At 70.5% G+C, this 17,851-nt stretch carries 11 protein-coding genes and 1 pseudogene; 4 read left to right on the forward strand and 8 right to left on the reverse strand.

Annotated elements, in window-relative coordinates; genetic code table 11:
• Both EBN03_RS34470 and leuA read right to left on the reverse strand, forming a co-directional pair.
• Positions 1-766, reverse strand: a pseudogene (locus EBN03_RS34470) (hypothetical protein); the annotation flags it as partial.
• Between the two features lie 123 nt (positions 767-889).
• Positions 890-2,692: a 2-isopropylmalate synthase gene (gene leuA / locus EBN03_RS05510; protein WP_122186851.1), complete on the reverse strand. Its 1,803-nt coding sequence runs from the start codon at positions 2,690-2,692 to the stop codon at positions 890-892.
• Positions 2,693-3,010: 318 nt separating this feature from the next.
• On the opposite strand from leuA, the gene EBN03_RS05515 reads away from it, so the two are divergent.
• Together EBN03_RS05515 and EBN03_RS05520 are read left to right on the forward strand one after the other, a co-directional pair.
• Positions 3,011-3,772 carry a sulfite exporter TauE/SafE family protein gene (locus tag EBN03_RS05515; RefSeq protein ID WP_122186852.1) on the forward strand — a complete coding sequence of 254 codons (762 nt, stop codon included), beginning with the start codon at positions 3,011-3,013 and terminating at the stop codon, positions 3,770-3,772.
• 80 nt (positions 3,773-3,852) lie between these two features.
• Positions 3,853-5,025 carry a DUF5685 family protein gene (locus EBN03_RS05520; protein WP_122186853.1) on the forward strand — a complete coding sequence of 391 codons (1,173 nt, stop codon included), beginning with the start codon at positions 3,853-3,855 and terminating at the stop codon, positions 5,023-5,025.
• On the opposite strand, the gene EBN03_RS05525 is transcribed toward EBN03_RS05520, so the two are convergent.
• From EBN03_RS05525 to EBN03_RS05540, 4 genes are all read right to left on the reverse strand, one after another.
• A complete protein-coding gene (locus EBN03_RS05525) occupies positions 5,022-5,696 on the reverse strand; it encodes an alpha/beta fold hydrolase (RefSeq protein ID WP_122186854.1) in 675 nt (224 codons plus the stop codon). The genes EBN03_RS05520 and EBN03_RS05525 overlap by 4 nt on opposite strands.
• Before the next feature lie 67 nt (positions 5,697-5,763).
• Complete coding sequence (locus EBN03_RS05530) at positions 5,764-6,645, reverse strand: transglutaminase family protein (RefSeq protein ID WP_122186855.1); 882 nt, start codon at positions 6,643-6,645, stop codon at positions 5,764-5,766.
• Positions 6,642-9,905, reverse strand: a complete 3,264-nt coding sequence (locus EBN03_RS05535) for a circularly permuted type 2 ATP-grasp protein (protein ID WP_122186856.1) — start codon at positions 9,903-9,905, stop codon at positions 6,642-6,644. The genes EBN03_RS05530 and EBN03_RS05535 overlap by 4 nt, the downstream gene beginning before the upstream one ends.
• 210 nt (positions 9,906-10,115) lie before the next feature.
• The gene (locus tag EBN03_RS05540; RefSeq protein WP_122186857.1) at positions 10,116-13,520 is read right to left on the reverse strand and encodes a transglutaminase family protein; all 3,405 of its coding nucleotides are present in this window, start codon (positions 13,518-13,520) and stop codon (positions 10,116-10,118) included.
• Positions 13,521-13,595: 75 nt separating this feature from the next.
• On the opposite strand from EBN03_RS05540, the gene EBN03_RS05545 reads away from it, so the two are divergent.
• Positions 13,596-14,240, forward strand: a complete 645-nt coding sequence (locus EBN03_RS05545) for a hypothetical protein (protein ID WP_122186858.1) — start codon at positions 13,596-13,598, stop codon at positions 14,238-14,240.
• Here EBN03_RS05545 and EBN03_RS05550 read toward each other — a convergent pair.
• Positions 14,237-14,974 (reverse strand): AraC family transcriptional regulator, encoded by a 738-nt coding sequence (locus EBN03_RS05550; RefSeq protein WP_122186859.1) that lies wholly within the window; start codon positions 14,972-14,974, stop codon positions 14,237-14,239. The genes EBN03_RS05545 and EBN03_RS05550 overlap by 4 nt on opposite strands.
• 83 nt (positions 14,975-15,057) lie before the next feature.
• Here EBN03_RS05550 and EBN03_RS05555 point away from each other — a divergent pair, with 83 nt between their 5' ends.
• Complete coding sequence (locus EBN03_RS05555; RefSeq protein ID WP_233608187.1) at positions 15,058-16,230, forward strand: MFS transporter; 1,173 nt, start codon at positions 15,058-15,060, stop codon at positions 16,228-16,230.
• Between the two features lie 1,066 nt (positions 16,231-17,296).
• On the opposite strand, the gene EBN03_RS05560 is transcribed toward EBN03_RS05555, so the two are convergent.
• Positions 17,297-17,815, reverse strand: coding sequence for a hypothetical protein (locus tag EBN03_RS05560; RefSeq protein ID WP_122186860.1), 519 nt, complete (start codon positions 17,813-17,815; stop codon positions 17,297-17,299).
• Between the last annotated feature and the right edge of the window lie 36 nt (positions 17,816-17,851).

Genomic DNA, 17,851 nt, shown 5'->3' on the forward strand with positions numbered 1-17,851 from the left:
CCCAGCCCGCGCCGGGGTCGACGGCCGGCTGTTCGCCCGGGTCGGCAGCGGGCGGCGCGGCCGGGTAGCCGGCGGGCGCGGCGAAGGTCGTGGGCTCGGCGGGCGGCGGGAAGCCGGGCGTGCCCGGCGGCGCGAAAGGGCTACCGGGCGGCGGGAATCCACCGAGGGCGGGACCCTCGGGAGCCGGCTGCGGGAAGCCGGGCGGCGCGAAACCCCCAGGGCCAGGCGGGAATCCGCCCGGTGCGAAACCCGGCGGCGGGAAACCCTCAGGCCCCGGCGCGAATCCGGGAGGCGGGAAGCCTTCGGGCCCCGGCGCGAAGCCAGGCGGCGGGAAACCCTCAGGCCCCGGCGCGAATCCGGGCGGCGGGAAGCCTTCGGGACCGGGCGCCAGACCGGGTGGCGCGAAACCGTCCGGCCCAGGCGGGAATCCGGGCGGCGCGAAACCGTCGGGTCCCGGCGGCGGGAAACCACCGTGGGGGAAACCTTCCGGTGGTGGGAAGCCGCCGGGCGGGAAATTCTCGGGTCCGGGCGCGGGGAAGCCACCCGTCACCGGCTGAAAGGTGGTGGCCTCGATGGTATCCGGGACCGGCGGGAACAGGCCGGCACCGTGCTGATCGTGGGTGCCGGAGTCGTCGGCCGCGTGCTTGGCGTCGCCCGCCGCGGTGCCCGTGAGCTCGGCACCTGCGGCGTCGCCCGCGTCGGAATCGGTTCCGGCACTCGAACCCGGCAGCCACGGAGGCGACGTCGAGTTGTCCTTGGTCGTCACTTTTCCCCCATCTTGCTGGAGTGGCGAGCGGCAGCTCGACGCGAATCAGTTTTCAAGCTAGCACGACGGACCTGGCCCGGCCCGGGCTGCCGGAACCGGGCCAGGACCCTCGAACAGTGGTGGTCAGGCCGTGCGGTTGGCCCGGTTGACCGCGGACACGACCGCGCGCAGCGACGCGGTGGTGATGGAGGTCGCGATACCGACACCCCATGTCACCTTGTCGCCGACGGCGCATTCGACATAGGCCGCGGCCTGGGCATCGTCACCGGCGGACATGGCGTGCTCGCTGTAGTCCAGCACCCGCACGTCGTAACCGATCCCGCCCAGCGCGTCGACGAAGGCGGCCAGCGGGCCGTTGCCGTCACCGGAGATCTCCTGCTCGACCCCGTCGACCTTGACCACGGCGTCGATGTGGTCGGTGCCGCCGTCGGTCTCCGAGGCGGTCACCTTCTGGCGCATCCGCTCCAGCGGCCGGATCGGGTTCAGGTACTCCTCGGCGAAGACGTCCCACATCTCCTTCGGGCTGACCTCACCACCCTCACCGTCGGTGATCTTCTGGATGGCCTGCGAGAACTCGATCTGCAGCCGGCGCGGCAGCGCCAGACCGTGGTCGGTCTTCATGATGTAGGCGACGCCGCCCTTGCCGGACTGCGAGTTGACCCGGATGACGGCCTCGTAGGTGCGGCCCACGTCCTTCGGGTCGATCGGCAGGTACGGCACCGCCCAGGTGATGTCGGCGACGTCGGCGTTCTGCGCGTCCGCATCGGCCTTCATGGCGTCCAGGCCCTTGTTGATGGCGTCCTGGTGGCTGCCGGAGAAGGCGGTGTAGACCAGGTCACCGCCGTACGGGTGCCGTTCGGGCACGGCCAGCTGGTTGCAGTATTCGACCGTGCGACGGATCTCGTCGATGTTGGAGAAGTCGATCTGCGGGTCGACGCCGCGGGAGAACAGGTTCATGCCCAGGGTGACCAGGCAGACGTTGCCGGTGCGCTCACCGTTGCCGAACAGGCAGCCTTCGATCCGGTCGGCGCCGGCCAGGTAACCCAGTTCGGCCGCGGCCACGGCGGTACCGCGGTCGTTGTGCGGGTGCAGCGACAGCACGATCGACTCGCGGCGGGCCAGGTTGCGGTGCATCCACTCGATCGAGTCGGCGTACACGTTGGGGGTCGCCATCTCGACGGTCGCGGGCAGGTTGATGATCAGCGGCTGGTCCGGCGTGGGGGCGATGATCTCGGAGACCGCGTCGCACACCTCCAGCGCGTACTCCAGTTCGGTGCCGGTGTAGGACTCCGGGCTGTACTCGTAGCGCCAGTTGGTGTCGGGGTAGTTCTGCTCGATCTGCTTGACCAGGGTCGCGGCGTCGGTGGCGATCTTCTTGACCGCGTCCCGGTCGGCGCGGAACACGACGCGGCGCTGCAGGATCGAGGTCGAGTTGTAGAAGTGCACGATGACGTTGGGAGCGCCGGCGCAGGCCTCGAAGGTGCGCTCGATCAGCTCGGCACGGCACTGGGTCAGCACCTGGATGGTGACGTCGTCGGGGATCGCGCCGTCCTCGATGATCTCGCGCACGAAGTCGAAGTCGGTCTGACTGGCCGACGGGAAGCCGACCTCGATCTCCTTGTAGCCCATCCGGACCAGCAGGTCGAACATGCGGCGCTTGCGGGCCGGGCTCATCGGGTCGATCAGGGCCTGGTTGCCGTCGCGCAGGTCGACCGCGCACCAGCCGGGCGCGACGTCGGTGACCTTGCCGGGCCAGGTGCGGTCGGGCAGGTCGATGGGCTCGACTTCCTCGGCGAACGGCCGGTACCGGAAGGTCGGCATCGACGAGTTCTTCTGCTTGTTCCACGCGGGCTGGTCGGCGGGCGCGGGCTTGGCGGGCGCGGTGATGGTGCGCGTACCGGAAGTGAAAGCGTCAGCGGATGACATGGGTGTGTGCTCCGAATGTGAGGGTGCCAGGTTGTGAGTTAGACCGGCACGGCAAAACCCCGCGACGGGAGCCGGTCCGTATCAGAACCCGTCGCGGCGGCCGAGGAGGAGAGCCCGCTGCATGATGTCCGCTAGTTTACGACATCCGCTCACGCGCCGTCATGGAGGTTGATTCGGATCACCCACCGGCCGGATCGGCGCGGGCCCCGGACATGCGACGTGATCGCCGGATGTATAGCGTCGTTCCGGAAACCGGCCGGTCAGGGCACTGTCTGTGACCCGGAACACTCGTACCCGCGCGCCCGAAGGATCGCCACGATGACCTTGCTCGAACAATTGGCCGTCCTGGGCGCAGGCATCGGGGCCGGCTGCATCAACACAATCGTCGGCTCGGGGACGCTGATCACCTTCCCGGTGCTGCTGGCCTTCGGCCTGCCGCCGGTGACCGCCAATGTGTCGAACACGGTCGGGCTGGTCCCGGGCGGGATCAGCGGCGTGCTGGGTTACCGTGCGGAGCTGGCCGGGCAGCGGCCGCGGCTGGTGCGTTACGGCGCGGCGACGCTGGCCGGCGCGGTGGTCGGCGCGGTCCTGCTGCTGGTGCTGCCGGCCGGCGCGTTCAAGGCGATCGTGCCGGTGCTGATCGCGCTGGCCCTGGTGCTGGTCGTCACCGGCCCGAAGCTGTCGGCGTGGGTGAAGCGCCGGCGCGAGGCCGGCGGCGGGGTTCCCGCGCACGGCGGCCCGCTGCTGCTCACCGGCATTCTCGGCACCGGCGTGTACGGCGGGTATTTCGGTGCGGCGCAAGGTGTGCTGTTGATGGGCCTGTTGGGGGTCTTCGTCGACGAGGATCTGCAGCGGCTCAACGGAATCAAGAACTTCCTGGCGCTGTTGGCCAACGCCGTGTCGGCGGCCATCTTCATCTCGGTCGCCCACATCGACTGGCGGGTGGCGGGATTGATCGCGGTGGGTTCGGTGCTGGGCGGCCAGATCGGCGCTCGCGCCGGGCGCCGCATGTCGCCGACGGTGCTGCGCGGCGTCATCGTCGCGGTCGGCGCGCTGGCCATCGTGCGCCTGCTCGCCTGAGCCGATTCTTAGCGAATTCTCGGGATACTCAGGGGTTTTCCCGGAGGCGCGGACCCGGCATCCGGGTTACGGTCGATCCCATGTTCGGCATCATTCGGCCCTGCCGGCACCGGCTCGGCGAGGAACTCGGCGCGGCCTGGCTGGCGCAACTGTGCGGCCTGTGCCTGGCGCTGCGCGACGACCACGGCCAGTCGGCGCGGATCGCGACCAACTACGACGGACTGGTGATCTCGGCGCTGGTCGACGCGCAGGCGGCCGGCGGCGCCACCACCCGGGCCGCGGGTCCGTGCCCGTTGCGCGGGATGCGGCGGGCCGATGTGGCCACCGGTGACAGTGTGCGACTGGCGGCGACGGTGTCGCTGGTGCTGGCCGCGGCGAAGGTCCGCGACCATGTCGCCGACGGTGACGGGATGGCGGGCACCGCCGGAATCCGCCCGGCCGCACGGCGAATCGCGCAACGGTGGGCGCGGCAGGGCACCGACGCCGGGGCGGAACTTGGCTTCGACACCGCTGTCCTACTCGAGGCCGTCGAACGGCAGACCGTGGTCGAGGCCACCGCCGGACCGGATACCCGGCTGCTCGACCTGACCGAACCGACCGAGACCGCGACGGCCGCCGCGTTCGGGCACACCGCGATCCTGGCGGGCCGGCCGGGCAATGCGGCCGCGCTCACCGAGATCGGCCGGATGTTCGGCCGGGTGGCGCATCTGCTGGATGCCGCCGAGGACTACGTCGACGACGCCGCGCAGGGCAAGTGGAATCCGTTGGCCGTCACCGCGACTCCCGCGCCGGAGGCCTACCGGCTGTGCACCGACGCCGTGCTGGCGATCGAATTGTCGCTGGCCGATGTGGAATTCACCGACCGCCGGCTGATCGAGAAACTGCTGGTCCAGGAACTGGGCCGCGCGGTCCGCCGCACGTTCCGGCAGTCCGGGCGCTCGCACCGGCACCGGGCCACCGTCGAGATCCCACGCGACGCACGGGAACTGCTGGCCCCGCCCACCCGCGGCACCCTGCACGGGCGCCGCCGGCGCGGCTATCCCCAGCCCCCGCCCGGATACGGTTATCCCCCACCAGGTTACGGCTATCCGCCGCCGCAGTACTACGGCCGCCCGCCGCGCCGCCGCGGCGGCTTCTGCCTGCCGTTCTGCGAGGGCTTCGCCTGCGCCGAATGCTGCAACTGCGGCGAGAACTGTTGCTGCTGTTCGTGCGAATGCTGCGGCGAGGGCTGCTGCGAGACGTGCTGTGACTAGTCCCCGCTGAGCAGGTAGTCGACAACCGCCCGCGGGTTCGACAGGGCGACCAGGTGACCGCCGGGAACGACATCGGGTTCGACACCGATCCGTTCGCGGGCGAGCCGTTGCTGCAGGGCGAGCGGGAAGAAGCGGTCGCCGGCACCGGCCAGCACCCGGGTCCGGGCAGGCCAGCCGGTGAACAGGCACGGATCGCCGAAGGCGCGGTCGGCCTCGGGACGCTGGAACGGCTCGCCCTCCCGCGCGATCTCCGGCGGTACGTCGTGCAGAAAGTAGATTTCCGGGTCGAATTCCCGGCTGTAGCCGCCCGCGTCGGCCGCCGCGATGCGGGCATCGATCGAGCCGACGTCGCCCCACCACTGGCCGGCCGTTTCGCCGGGCACCGGAATCATGGCGTTGACCAGGACCAGTTCCGCCACGTCGAGTTGCTCGCAGACCGAAGCCGCGGTGAAGGCACCCATCGACTGGGCCACGATCACGTCACCGTCGGTGGCCTGCGCGAGCACGAGGTCGCGGTATTCGGCGAGACCCGCCGCGGTGTCGTCGCCGGGCAGGTCGATCGGGATCGCGATGTGTCCCGCCTCGGTGAGGGCCGCGGCCACCCGGCTCCAGTACCAGCCGACGCCACCGGCACCGGGAACCAGGACGAATCTGCGCGTAGTCGTGCTCATACCGGCACAGACGACGCGGACGCGTCGAATTCATCGCGCGGACAATCGGAATCCCCGTGGGTCACGGTCAGTCCTGCGGGGCGACGTCCACCGACACCTGGATGGCGCTCTCGGTAGCATCGGTGTAGATGATGCCGCGCAGCGGGGGAACGTCGACGTAGTCGCGGCCCCAGGCGACGGTGATGTAGCGCTCGTCGGCGAACTGGTCGTTGGTGGGGTCGAACCCGATCCACCGTCCGTTCCGGTCGCCGTCGTCCGGCAGCCACACCGCCGCCCAGGCATGGGTGGCGTCCACACCCACCATGCGTTCCTTGCCGGGCGGCGGATCGGTGGCCAGATAGCCCGAGATGTAGCGGGCGGCCAGGCCCTGCGAGCGCAGGCAGGCGGCGGCCACGCGTGCGAAGTCCTGGCAGACGCCGTTGCGGGCGGCGAAGACATCGGGCACCGAGGTGGACACCGTCGTGGAACCGGAGCGGTAGGTGAAGTCGGTGTAGATCCGGTTGGTCAGCTCGGCCACCGCCTCCAGCAGCGGCCGGCCCGGCGGAAACGATTGCGCCGCATACTCGCTCACCACCGGCGTGATCTCCGGCGGGATGAGATCCAGGGTGAACTCGACGGCCAGCGGCCCGGTCGAAGCGGTGGGCCGTGCCTTCTCCCACGGCAGCGAATCCTCCGGCCACTCCGGCGGGTCGACCTCCACATACGACTCGGCGACGACCTCGAGCTTGCGATGCGCGGCGGTGACGTGGAAGTACCGGCTGATATTGCCGTACACGTCGGCGCCCACCGAGCCGTCCGAGGGCACCGGATCGATGAACACGTCGTGCACCCGTACGCGCTGACCGGGCATTTCCCGGGGTTCCAGGAAAACCCGCCCGTACGAGCTGGAGACGATGTCGGAGTAGCTGTAGGTCGTGCGGTGCTCGACCCGGTACCGGCGGGAGGTCACGGCACCACCTGAGTACTACCCCACAGCGGCTGGGTCGCACCGGGACCGGCCAGCCGCGAGGCCTGGAAGGAGTCGGCCAGTTTGCGCAGGCGCAGGTGGACACCGTCGAGCAGTTCGACCAGGTCGGTCCGGCGCCCGTCGGCGTCGGTGGCCTCCAGATCGGCCGGGTCGAGGCGCCGCAGCAGCCGCCGGGCGTCGGCCAGCAGACGTTGCGGCCGGGACGATCCCGAGTTTCCGGGCAGGGCGTTGAGGTCGGTGTGCAGCCGGTCCAGCTGGTAGGCCAACGAGCGCGGGTTGGCCTCGTCGAACAGCAGCAGGCTGGCGACCGCCGCCACCCGCACCGAATCCCGGTGCCGGCGACGGTAACTCACGCTGGATTCGGTCGCGCGCAGCACGCCCTCGGTCACCTTGCCCTCCACCTCTTCCGGGTAGGTGTGCTCGAACACCGACGACAGCAGTGCGGTGATCGACAGCCCGCGCTCGATGCGCTTGCCGATATCGGATACGTACCAGCCGATATCGCGCACCATCGACTCCGCGTCCACCCCGGACAGCGACAGCAATGCCACCAGGATCGCCGAATGCACCACGGACAGTTCGGCTTCCATATCGCGACCGGCCGCGCTGAACGCCTGCCGTGCCCGGTCGACCGCGCTCAGGATCATCCAGGTGTCCTGCGACAACTGATCTCGGACCGCGCGGGCGTTGGCGGCGTAGTGCTCGATGGCGAAGGCGACGGAGCCGGGGAGCTCGCGGTCCAGGGTGACGCGAACCAGGTAGTCGTAGCCGGCGGCGGTGGCGCCAACGACCTGCGGCTGAGGCGGCTCAAGCGAATCCGGTTGTGCGGCTGCGGGTTCAGTGGGCTCAGGCGATGCGGCAGCTGCTCCCTGTAATGCGGCAGCCCCGTCGGCCGCTCCCGGCGCCGCGGCCCCCGCGGCCTCTCCTCGTGATGCGGCAGCCCCGTCGGCCGCTCCCTGTGGCGCGGCCACTCCGTCGGCCGCTCCCTGTGGCGCGGCAGTCTCCGCCCCTCCCCGTGATGCGGCAGTATCCCCCGCCCCTCCCCGTGATGCGGCAGTATCCCCCGCCTCACCCCGTGATGCGGCAGCGCCCTCGGCCTCTCCCCGTGATGCGGCCACTCCCTTGGCCTCTCCCGGCGCTGCGGCCCGACCTTGCGCAGCGGCTTCGTCACTCGCCGCCCCACCTGGTGCCGCAGCCGTCCCCTGCTGCGCGGCTCCGGCCTGCGCGGCCGTCGTGCCCTGTGGCGGGACGATCCCGTCTTGCGGCTGCGGCGGTGGAACCTCGTTCGGCTCCGCGGCGCCGTCCGCCGAACTTCCGGCCGAGTCCGCCGCACTGTCGGGGTAGCCCCCCGCGGGCATGATCAGATCCGGGTCGATGCGCGGCGGCTGTTGTTGTGGCACAGGTGATTCCGGTGAAACACCGGAATTCGGGTGTTCGTACGGCAGCACTGTTCCGGTGACCCGGCTCAGGGCCGCCATCAGCACCGGCACGGCCGCCGCGCCTTCGAGCCACGGCCGGTAACGGTAGTCCTGGGACTGACTGTGGATGGCGGCGAGCAGACGGGTGGAGTTCTCCGCCCGTTCGGCGTAGCGGCCCATCCAGAACAGGTCGTCGAGGACGCGAGGTGAGCTGAGCGCCTCCACCACCGGGACGGTCGAGGGGATCCGGATGCGTTCCTCGGGTTGGGTTTCCGCCGGGACCGCCGCCACGGTGGTGGGGGCCATGCGGACCCAGACATCCTTGGCCGCGACCGGGATCATCGGCCGGCCGGGCGACGACACCACCGGGGTGCCGGGTTCCCGCAGGTACTGGTGGCCGAGCCCGCCCGGCATGGCGCGGTAGCCGACCCGGCCCGCGAGCGCGAACAGCCGGACCCCGACCGGCGCCGCGACCAGCCCGGTGCCTTCGCTCAACGCGGGCGCCACCGAGAACTCCGGCGGCTCCTGACCGACCCACTGCCAGCCGTGACTCTCGATCCGGGCGGCCAGTTCCTCGCGTTCGGCCGCGGCCAGCGCCGGACCGTAATAGGTGGTGCCGTCCACCGCCGACCGGACGATCAGTTTCGGCAGATCCGCCAGCACCTTGCCGCGGGCGCGGTCGTCACCGCACCAATAGGCCGGTGCGCCTTGGAGTTTCAGCTCTTCGTCGAGCACGGTCCGGGACAGCTCGGGCAGGAACGCGGCCAGCGCCGGACTCTCCAGCAGGCCGCTGCCGAGCGTGTTGACCACGGTCACCGCGCCCCGGCGCAGCACCTCCACCAGGCCCACGACCCCGAGCTGGGAGTCGGCGCGCAGATCCAGCGGGTCGGCGAATTCGGCGTCGAGGCGGCGCAGCACCACGTCCACCCGGCGCAGCGTGCCCAGCGAACGCATCCACAGGCAGCCGTCCCGCACCACCAGGTCCGCACTCTCGACCAGCGGAAAGCCCAGCACCGACGCGAGATACGCCTGATCGAACGCGGTCTCCGACATGACGCCCGGGCTGAGCACGACGACCACCGGATCAGCGTCGTCACCGGCCTCCGGCGCGGCCTCGATCAACATCAACCGCATGGCCCGGGCGAACGGGGTGAGTGGACGCGGGACCGCACCCTCGAACGCGTCGGGGACCGCCGTCGACACGACGCGGCGGTCGGCCAGCGCGTAGCCCGCGCCCGAAGGCGCCTGCGCCCAATCGGTCAGCACCCGGAACGTGCCGTCGGCCCATCGGCTCACATCACAGCCCAGCAGGAACAACTGATGCCGGCCCGGCACCGTAATGCCATGTGCCGCACGCAGATACCCGGTACTGCCGAAGACGATCTGCGGCGGGAGCTGGCCGGAACGCAGCAGCCGGCGCGGACCGTACACGTCGGTGAGCACCTCGTCGAGCAGCCGCGCGCGCTGGACCAGACCGGCCTCGAGGCCCGTCCAGTCCTCCGCCGACACCAGCAGCGGCACCGGGTCCAGCCGCCACGGGGTCGGGGCCGCGGGCACCGCGACCCCGTTCGGCGTCGCCACCCCGGTCTCGGTGTAGGTGATGCCGTCGTCCTCGATGATGCGGCGGACCCGGCTGTCGATCCGGTTCAGGGCGGCCGCGCCCTGAGTCACGAAGTCGTGCGACAGTTCCGACCACATCGGGCGCACCCGGCCGGTGGGGTCGACGAGTTCGTCGTAGTCACCGGATGATTCGGCGTCCGCGCGATAGCGCCGGAATTCGGCTTCCGCCTGCGCGCGTTTGCCGCGAACCGTGTCGTGCGTCATTGCGCGCCTCGCTTCCGCCGCTCGTACGTTGGCCGGCCGTCCCCATCCGGCCCGAGCGCGGCGCATCGAAGGCCCCGGCGCGCCGACGTGGGTGAATTATATCGCTTCGCGGGACGCTGATCGGTAACGCCGACCGCCCCCACGCAGCGATTTCGCCGGCCGGGCCGGCCGATCACACCGCCGCGCAACGCGATCGGCGACCGGCCGCGATTACCGATTGCCGGGCCGGTTCCACACGGTCCGGGCGCGCCGCAGATCGAGAATTCCTGGTGCGCCGACATCGGTGGACTGCACGGCCATGGTCGCCCGCAGTCGCGCCACGTCCACCGGTCCCGGCGTGTGCCCGATCGCCTCGAACCGCCGGTTGCGGCGGGACTCGGCCTCCACCGCGTTCACCGGCGGCAACTCGTGCGCGCGGCCGCCGGGGTGCGCGACGTGGTAGGTGCAGCCGCCCAGCGACAGTCCGGCCGCCGGGTCGACCAGATCGAACACCAACGGCGCGTCGACGGTGATCGACGGGTGCAGCGCGCTCGGCGGCTGCCACGCCCGGTACCGTACCCCCGCCACCTGCACGTCGGCCTTGTCGGTGCCGAGCATCGGCACCGGAATCCCGTTGCAGGTGAGCACGAACCGGCCGCGGTCGGCGCCGACCAGCCGAACCTGGACGCGTTCCACCGACGAGTCCACGTAGCGGGCGGTGCCGGTCGCGGTCGACTGTTCGCCCAGCGTCTGCCACGGTTCGATCGCGCCACGCAGCTCGAGCTCCACCCCGCTCAGCCCCACGGTGCCGATCCGCGGGAACCGGAATTCGGTGAACGGGTCCAGCCAGCTCTGCTCGAAGTCGATGTCGTGGGCGCGCAGATCGGCGACCACCTCGGCGATATCGGCCATCAGGAAGTGCGGCAGCAGGTAGCGGCCGTGCAGATTCTCGCCGTGCCGCAGCAGCGGCGCGTCGTAGGGGTCGGACCAGAAGCGCAGCACCAGCGCCCGGACCAGCAGCGACTGCACCATCGCCATCCGGAAGTGCGGCGGCATCTCGAACCCGCGTAGCTCGACCAGGCCGAGCCGGCCGCGGGCCGAATCGGGGCTGAACAGTTTGTCGATACAGAATTCCGCCCGATGGGTGTTGCCGGTGAGGTCGGTGAGCAGGTGCCGCAGCGAGCGGTCCACCTGCCAGGGCAGCGAGGCGGGCCAGCCGCCGCCCTCGGCCGCCAGCCGCGCGATCTCGGCGAAGGCGATCTCCAGTTCGTAGAGCGCGTCGGGCCGGCCCTCGTCGGCGCGCGGTGCCTGCGAGGTCGGGCCCACGAACCGGCCCGCGAACAGGTAGGACAGCGCCGGATGCCGCTGCCAGTAGCGCAGCATCGACACCAGCAGGTCGGGGCGGCGCAACATCGGTGAGCGGGCAGGGATCTCGCCGCCCAGGGTGATGTGGTTGCCGCCGCCGGTGCCGGTGTGCACGCCGTCGAGATCGAAGGTCTCGGTGCTGAGCCGGGCCTGGCGGGCCTGCTCGTAGAGGGTTTCCAGCAGTGCCGCCTGGTCGGCGAACGATTCGGTCGGTTGGACGTTCACCTCGATCACGCCCGGGTCGGGGGTGACCGAGAAGGTGGTGAGCTGCGGCGCCGTGGGCGGGCCGTACCCTTCCAGCACGACCGGCTGCCCGGTCGCGACGGCGGCGGCGTGCACCCGGGAGATCAGGTCGACGAAGTGGGCGGCGTCCTCGAGCGGCGGCAGGAAGACGAACAGCCGGCCGGCGCGGATCTCGGCGACGACCGCGGTGGTGGGTGCGGAGTCGGCGGGCTCGACCGGCGCGGCACCATCGTCGGGGCCGGGGTCCGGGTCCGGTGGGGCGAACAGATCCCGTTGGTACACCGGCGGACTCGGGCGCCAGCTGATGGCCTGCAACGGAAGCCGCAGTCCGGCGGGCGAATCGCCCTCGGTCAGCACGATGCGGCCGCGACGCAGCTTCCAATCCGCACTGGCCCAACCGGATTCGTCGGCACGGCGATGCAGGGGCAGTAGCCACGCGGCGGGTTCGGTGACCGACTCGTCCAGGCGGGCCAGCAGTTCGGCGCGGGTGCGGGGCGAATCGCGGTCCGGGCCGGGGTCTTCGCGCTCGTCGATCGGATCACCTTCGGGCAGGCGGACTTTCGCGGCGAGGGCGAGGAGCGGGTCCTCGTAGGCGGGGCGTATCTGCCGCTCGGGAAGGCCGAGTCCGGCGGCGAGGGCGGCGATCAGGGCGCGGGCGGCACTGGGGTCGGCTTCGCTGTCCGATGGGCCGGATTCTGTTGCGGCACTGTCATTGTCGGTGGTACGAGTTTCCGGCCGCCTGTCCCGCAACGGTTTCGGCCACGGTTCGGCCAGCAGGTCTTGGCGAGGCCACAGCGGAACCCCGTCGGTGCGCCAGACCGTCGCGATCTCCCAGCGCGGCAACGGTTCTCCCGGGTACCACTTGCCCTGACGGAACTGGCGGATACCGCCCGGGGCGTAGATCGCCGCCATGCGGCGGGCAAGATCCGCGGCGCGCTCGCGTTTGTGCGGACCGTCGGCTTCGGTCACCCACTCGGGACTGATCCGGTCGTCGACCGAGACAAAGGTCGGTTCACCGCCGACGGTCAGGCCCAGCTCCGCGGCCTCGGACCGCGCGTCCACCGCGGCACCCGAGGCGAGGATCCGGTCCCACTCGGCGTCGGTGTAGGGCAACGTGACTCGCGGATCCTCATGGATCCGGCGCACGGTGTTGGCGAAGTCGAACGTGGTGTTGTTCGGGCCGGTGGCGCCGGTGATCGCGGCCGCCGAACTGGGATGCGGGGTGGCGGCCAGCGGGATATGGCCCTCGCCGGCGAACAAGCCGGACGTCGGGTCCATGCCCACCCAGCCGGCGCCCGGCAGGTACACCTCGGTCCAGGCGTGCAGGTCGGTGAAATCCGTTGTGGGACCGGACGGTCCGTCCAGCGAGGGCATGTCCTGGGCCAGCTGCACCAGATATCCGGACACGAAGCGGGCGGCCAGGCCGAACTGGCGCAGAATCGACACCAGCAGCCAGGCCGAATCCCGGCAGGACCCGATCGCCGAGGTCAGGGTGAAATCCGGGGTCTGCACGCCCGGTTCCATGCGGACCGAATACCCGACGTCCTCGCCCAGAGCCCGATTGACGCCGACCAGGAAATCGATGGTGCGGATCCCGGGCTCGGGCGGATGCGCGGCGACCCAGCGCCGGACCTCCGGCCCGGGACCGCCCAGCTCGCCCTCGGCCACCGGGCGCAGGTACGCCTCCAGATCGGCGGCCAGTTCCGGCGGATAGCTGAACGGGAAATGCTCCGCGTACTCCTCGACGAAGAAGTCGAACGGATTCACCACGTCCAGGTCGGCGACCAGGCCGACGACGATCTCGAGTTTCTCCGCACGGTCCGGAAACACCAGCCGGGCAAGGAAATTGCCGAAAGCGTCCTGCTGCCAGTTGACGAAGTGCCCGCTCGGGGTGACCTTCATCGAATACGCTTCGATCTTGGTTCGGGTGTGGGGTGCGGGCCGCAGGCGCACGACATGTGGATGCACTTCGACCGAACGGTCGAAGGAGTAGGTGGTTCGGTGCTCGACAGCGACCTTGATCCCCATGTTCCCAGTTCACCACATCAGCGCCCATCAGGGCTGTTACGGCTTGTAACGGCTGCGGTCCGCTAGCCTCACCCCGTGAGCTACGACCAAGTCCTGTTGCCGTCCGGTGTCGCGTCGACCCCCGCCGAGGTCGACGAATACCTGACCGGACAGCAGGGCCTGCCCGAGTCCGAGGCCATCGCCGAGATCGCGGCCGAGCTGAACCAGCGGAACGCGGAACTGCCCGAGGTCGACGCGTTCCTCGCCGAATCGCCGGTCGGCGGCGGTGCCACCGGGGAAACCCTGTACGTGGCCAGCGACTACGACGCGATCGGGCACCTGCGCGGCCTGCTGTTCGAGCTGGCCACACCGCGCGGCTACGCCGTGTACGACCCGCAGCTGACCTGGCTGATCGACCCCGCCGACAGCGTGCCGGTGACCGTCAACCACGGCGGCGCCGGTGAATTTCCTTACCTCACACGCAAACTCGTCGACATGTGGGTGCCGGAGCTGGCCGCGCCCAACCCTTATCTGATCGTCGAGCGCGGACCCCAGTCCTATATCCAGACCTTCACCGACGGCAACGGTTCCTGGGCCCTGGAATACCGCGACGGCGGACCGGACCGGCACTACGGTCTCCTGCTGCAGGATCCGGCGCAGGTGGCGGACGCGATCTGGGCGTGGACCACCGGCGACCGCGGCGACTTCGACACCCTGCCCTGGCAGCGGATCGAGTTCTAGAAACGGGTGCCGGGCGTGTGGCCCAGGACGCGCCTGTAGACGTCGATGAAGGCGCTCGGCGTGGACCAGCCGCAGGCCGTGGCGACCGCGGTGACCGGCATCGACTCCGCCAGCAGTTGCACCGCCCGGTACAGGCGCAGCTGGGTGCGCCACTGCGGGTAGGTCATGCCGAATTCGGTGCGGAACAGCCGGCTCAGGGTGCGTTCGCCGGCGCCGCAGGCACGGCCGAGTTCGGCCAGGCTCCGGGCGACGGACAGATCCGACTCGACCAGGGCGCACGCCCGGCGCAGGCGGTCGTCGATCGGTGCGGGCAGGTGCAACGGGCGCTCGGGACAGTGCCGCAACTGGTCGATCAGGACCTGCCGGAGCCGCGCGCCCTCGCCCGGCGGTAGGTCGGTCGCCAGCGAACAGGAAACGATCAGTTCGCGCACCAGTGGCGACACCGACACCACGGCGGGCGTCGCGAAGGGCGCCCGCACTTGCGCGGGTTCGAATGCGACGCAATGGAATCGGGCCGAACCGTAGAACCGGTGCTCGTGCCAGGCGCCGGCCGGGATCCAGAGTGCGCGATCGGGCGGGGCGATCCAGCTGCCCACCTCGGTGGTCACCGCCACCACACCACTGCTCGGGTAGACGATCTGATGGTCGTCGTGCCGGTGCCGCACGATCGTGTCGCCGGCCGCCAGGTCGTGGGCGCCGGTGACCGGCAGACCCTCGTGGCGGTTTTTCGACATATCTGGGCATCTTATCGGAAGTAGTGCGGGCTGGATCTTCCTAGCGTCTGGAGCATGAACAGTTACCGCCGAAAGACCGGCCGATGAGCACCGAAGTCACCGGGTTCGCCCCGGCGGCGACCACACCCTGGAAACGCATGCGGCACTGGGCGATCGCGCACGCCGTGGACGACTTCTATCAGGGCCTGGTGCCGGCGAGCATCCCGTTCTTCGTCCTCGAACGGCACTACAGCTACACCGCGGCCTCGGGCCTCGCGCTGGCCGCGACCCTCGGCTGCTCACTGCCGCAGCCGCTGTTCGGCGTGCTCGCGGACCGGCGGTCGCTGCCGTGGCTGGCGCCCCTGGGCCTGACCGTCGCGGGCGTCGGCGCGGGCATGGCCGGACTCGCCCCGGTGTATCCGCTGGTCTGGGTGCTGCTGCTGGTGTCCGGGCTGGGTGTGGCCGCCTTCCATCCGGCGGCCGGGCGGGCGGCCCGGCAGGCCGCGGGTGACAGTGCTTCCTCGATGAGTCTGTTCGCGACCGGCGGCAGCGTCGGGTTCTTCCTGGCGCCGGTGCTGGCCACACCCGCCTTGGTGGCATTGGGCGTCGGCGCCACGGCACTGTTCCTGCCACCCGCGGTGTTGACCGGGTACGTGCTGTGGCGGCACCAGCTGCGGACGGGTGGCCGAACCGGTTCGCGCGCAACAGGTTCCGGCCGCGACCGCTGGGCGCCGTTCGCCCTGCTGACCGGCGTGGAGGTAGTTCGCTCCGTGGTGTATTTCGGGATGAACACTTTCGTCGCTCTGTTCTGGATCCAGCACTTCGGCGCTTCTCGCGGCCTCGGCGGTACCGCGCTGGGCGTGTTCCTGACCGGCGGCGTGGCGGGCACCCTGGCCGGTGGCCGGCTGGCCGATCGGATCGGCGCGACCCGCACCGTTCGCCTCGGCGCCGCGGCAGCCGTCCCGGCCCTGCTGCTGGTCCGGCTCGCACCCGGCCCCACCACCGGCCTGCTCCTGGTCCTGTCGGCCGGTGTCGCGATCAACATTCCGTTCGCGGTCCTGGTCAAACTGGGCCAGGACTACCTGCCCACCCGCCCGGGCACCGCCGCCGGCGTCACCCTCGGCCTGGCCGTCAGTATCGGCGGCCTGTTCGTCCCGGCGCTGGGCCTGCTCGCCGACCACCACGGCACCCCGGCCGCGATGGCGGTGCTGTGCGTAATCGCCGCCGTCGCAACAGCGTTGGCATGGTTCCTGCCGGAGCCGGACACCACCGCCTGACCGATGCGGTCCCATCTGCTCCGTCGACTGCGGGCCGGCGGAGCAGATCGCGGGCCCAATGCCAGCAACGAGATTCTCCGCTGCACAGCGACATACGTCTGCGCCGCGCCAGCGCTCTATCGCGCCGCCGCCGAATACCGCTCCGACACAACAACGGCCGCAGCCGACACCGCGACAACCAGCGCAACAGCCGTGAGCGTCAACGACCTACCGCATGCCCCGCGGCCGATCGACAACGGAATCGTCTGCACCACAGCAGCACTCATCAAAACTCACCCAAACCGGACGCTTCGGTCTATATATCTATAGAACCTGGGCTCAGTATTGCCATAGACGGATTCTCTTGATACTCATTGGACATGAGTGCCGTACACCTCCTCGCGCTGACCGTCGCGATCGGCAGTTCCGTCGACCATTTCCTCGCTCGCCTCCGCCTGTTTCGATCGCGGAACGCCCGGTACCCCGGCTGTCGCCATCGACATCGAGCGGCTCGATCGGCACAACCGACGGGAGCTCGTGCGATCCAGCCGGTGGATCGGCCCTCCCAGCCCGGTCGACACCGCGCCGACCGGCTACCGGACCGCGCCGACCACCGTCCACCGCCGTGGCCAGGACAGTTGCCGAGTTCACGACCGAGAAGGCCACGACCGGCAGGGGGCGGCGCCGCATGGGCCGATACGCACCGCCCGCCACACCGCACCGCGAACCGCGACGCACACCGTCCGCGGCAGTACGCGAATTCCCCGGCCGTCGCAGCGGTCCGAAACCACGCCCCGCTCGTGCGGCCGTACGTAACTTCGTCCGGCCCCCGATCGTTCAGGGCAGGTATTGATGCATGACTACCGAAACCACCGTCCCGACCCTCCCCGGATCCGGGCCGCCATGGCAAGAGGACTCCTGGCCGACCTTCGGCGACGAATCGAGTCGAGCCGGGTGCGTACGGCTCTGCGCGAGCTGCGTGACGGAGAGCGTTACCGATGCTCTATCCGGACAAGCGACTCGGCGAGGCCGCACATGCGGCCGGTCCGACCTGGGCCGCACCCGCCTGAGTGCGAACCGAGCGATCTCAGTGGCTCGGTAGCCGGTCGGTCGAACCGAGCGCGAGGGCCGCTGCCACGTTCTCGATACCGGTCGCGACCGTGTGGGCGTAGTTGTCCGCCGACAGGGCTGCCAAGCGTTCGCGGGCGGCGGTCAGGTGGCGGTGGGCGGCGGCGAAGGAGCCGATGCGGCGGAAGTTGTCGGCGACGTTGAGGTGGAGGGAGGGGTAGAAGCCGGCTACCGAGAGGGTTTCGTGGTGACGCTGGGTGCGCTCGTCGGTGAGGCCGTCGGCGGCTTCCAGGGCGCGGACGTCCCAGTTCAGGGCCTCGGCCGGGTCGTCGCCGAAGAGGTCGGCGAGATAGTGGCCGATGGTGCAGCGGTGGAGCGGATCGCCCTCGGCGCCGACCTCGTCCCACAGCTCGGCCAGCCGGTGCCGAGCCTGTTCGAGTTCGCCGCGACGACCGGCGACGATCGCGTCGCTGATGGCAACCATGATCGGATCCACCGTGGTGGGATCCTGACCGGACGTAGCAGATACCGCCGTCATGCCCCAAGACAATAACCACCGGCACCGACAAAATGG

Origin of the sequence: Nocardia stercoris, from assembly GCF_003696265.1 — a bacterium.
GTDB classification, from domain to species: Bacteria; Actinomycetota; Actinomycetes; order Mycobacteriales; family Mycobacteriaceae; genus Nocardia; species Nocardia stercoris.

Coding starts and splice junctions, on each gene's coding strand:
- EBN03_RS05520 (WP_122186853.1), top strand. CDS start 3,853: ATGTTCGGCATCATTCGGCCCTGCCGGCACCGGCTCGGCGAGGAACTC.
- EBN03_RS05555 (WP_233608187.1), top strand. CDS start 15,058: ATGAGCACCGAAGTCACCGGGTTCGCCCCGGCGGCGACCACACCCTGG.
- EBN03_RS05560 (WP_122186860.1), bottom strand. CDS start 17,815: ATGACGGCGGTATCTGCTACGTCCGGTCAGGATCCCACCACGGTGGAT.
- leuA (WP_122186851.1), bottom strand. CDS start 2,692: ATGTCATCCGCTGACGCTTTCACTTCCGGTACGCGCACCATCACCGCG.
- EBN03_RS05515 (WP_122186852.1), top strand. CDS start 3,011: ATGACCTTGCTCGAACAATTGGCCGTCCTGGGCGCAGGCATCGGGGCC.
- EBN03_RS05535 (WP_122186856.1), bottom strand. CDS start 9,905: ATGACGCACGACACGGTTCGCGGCAAACGCGCGCAGGCGGAAGCCGAA.
- EBN03_RS05540 (WP_122186857.1), bottom strand. CDS start 13,520: ATGGGGATCAAGGTCGCTGTCGAGCACCGAACCACCTACTCCTTCGAC.
- EBN03_RS05525 (WP_122186854.1), bottom strand. CDS start 5,696: ATGAGCACGACTACGCGCAGATTCGTCCTGGTTCCCGGTGCCGGTGGC.
- EBN03_RS05550 (WP_122186859.1), bottom strand. CDS start 14,974: ATGTCGAAAAACCGCCACGAGGGTCTGCCGGTCACCGGCGCCCACGAC.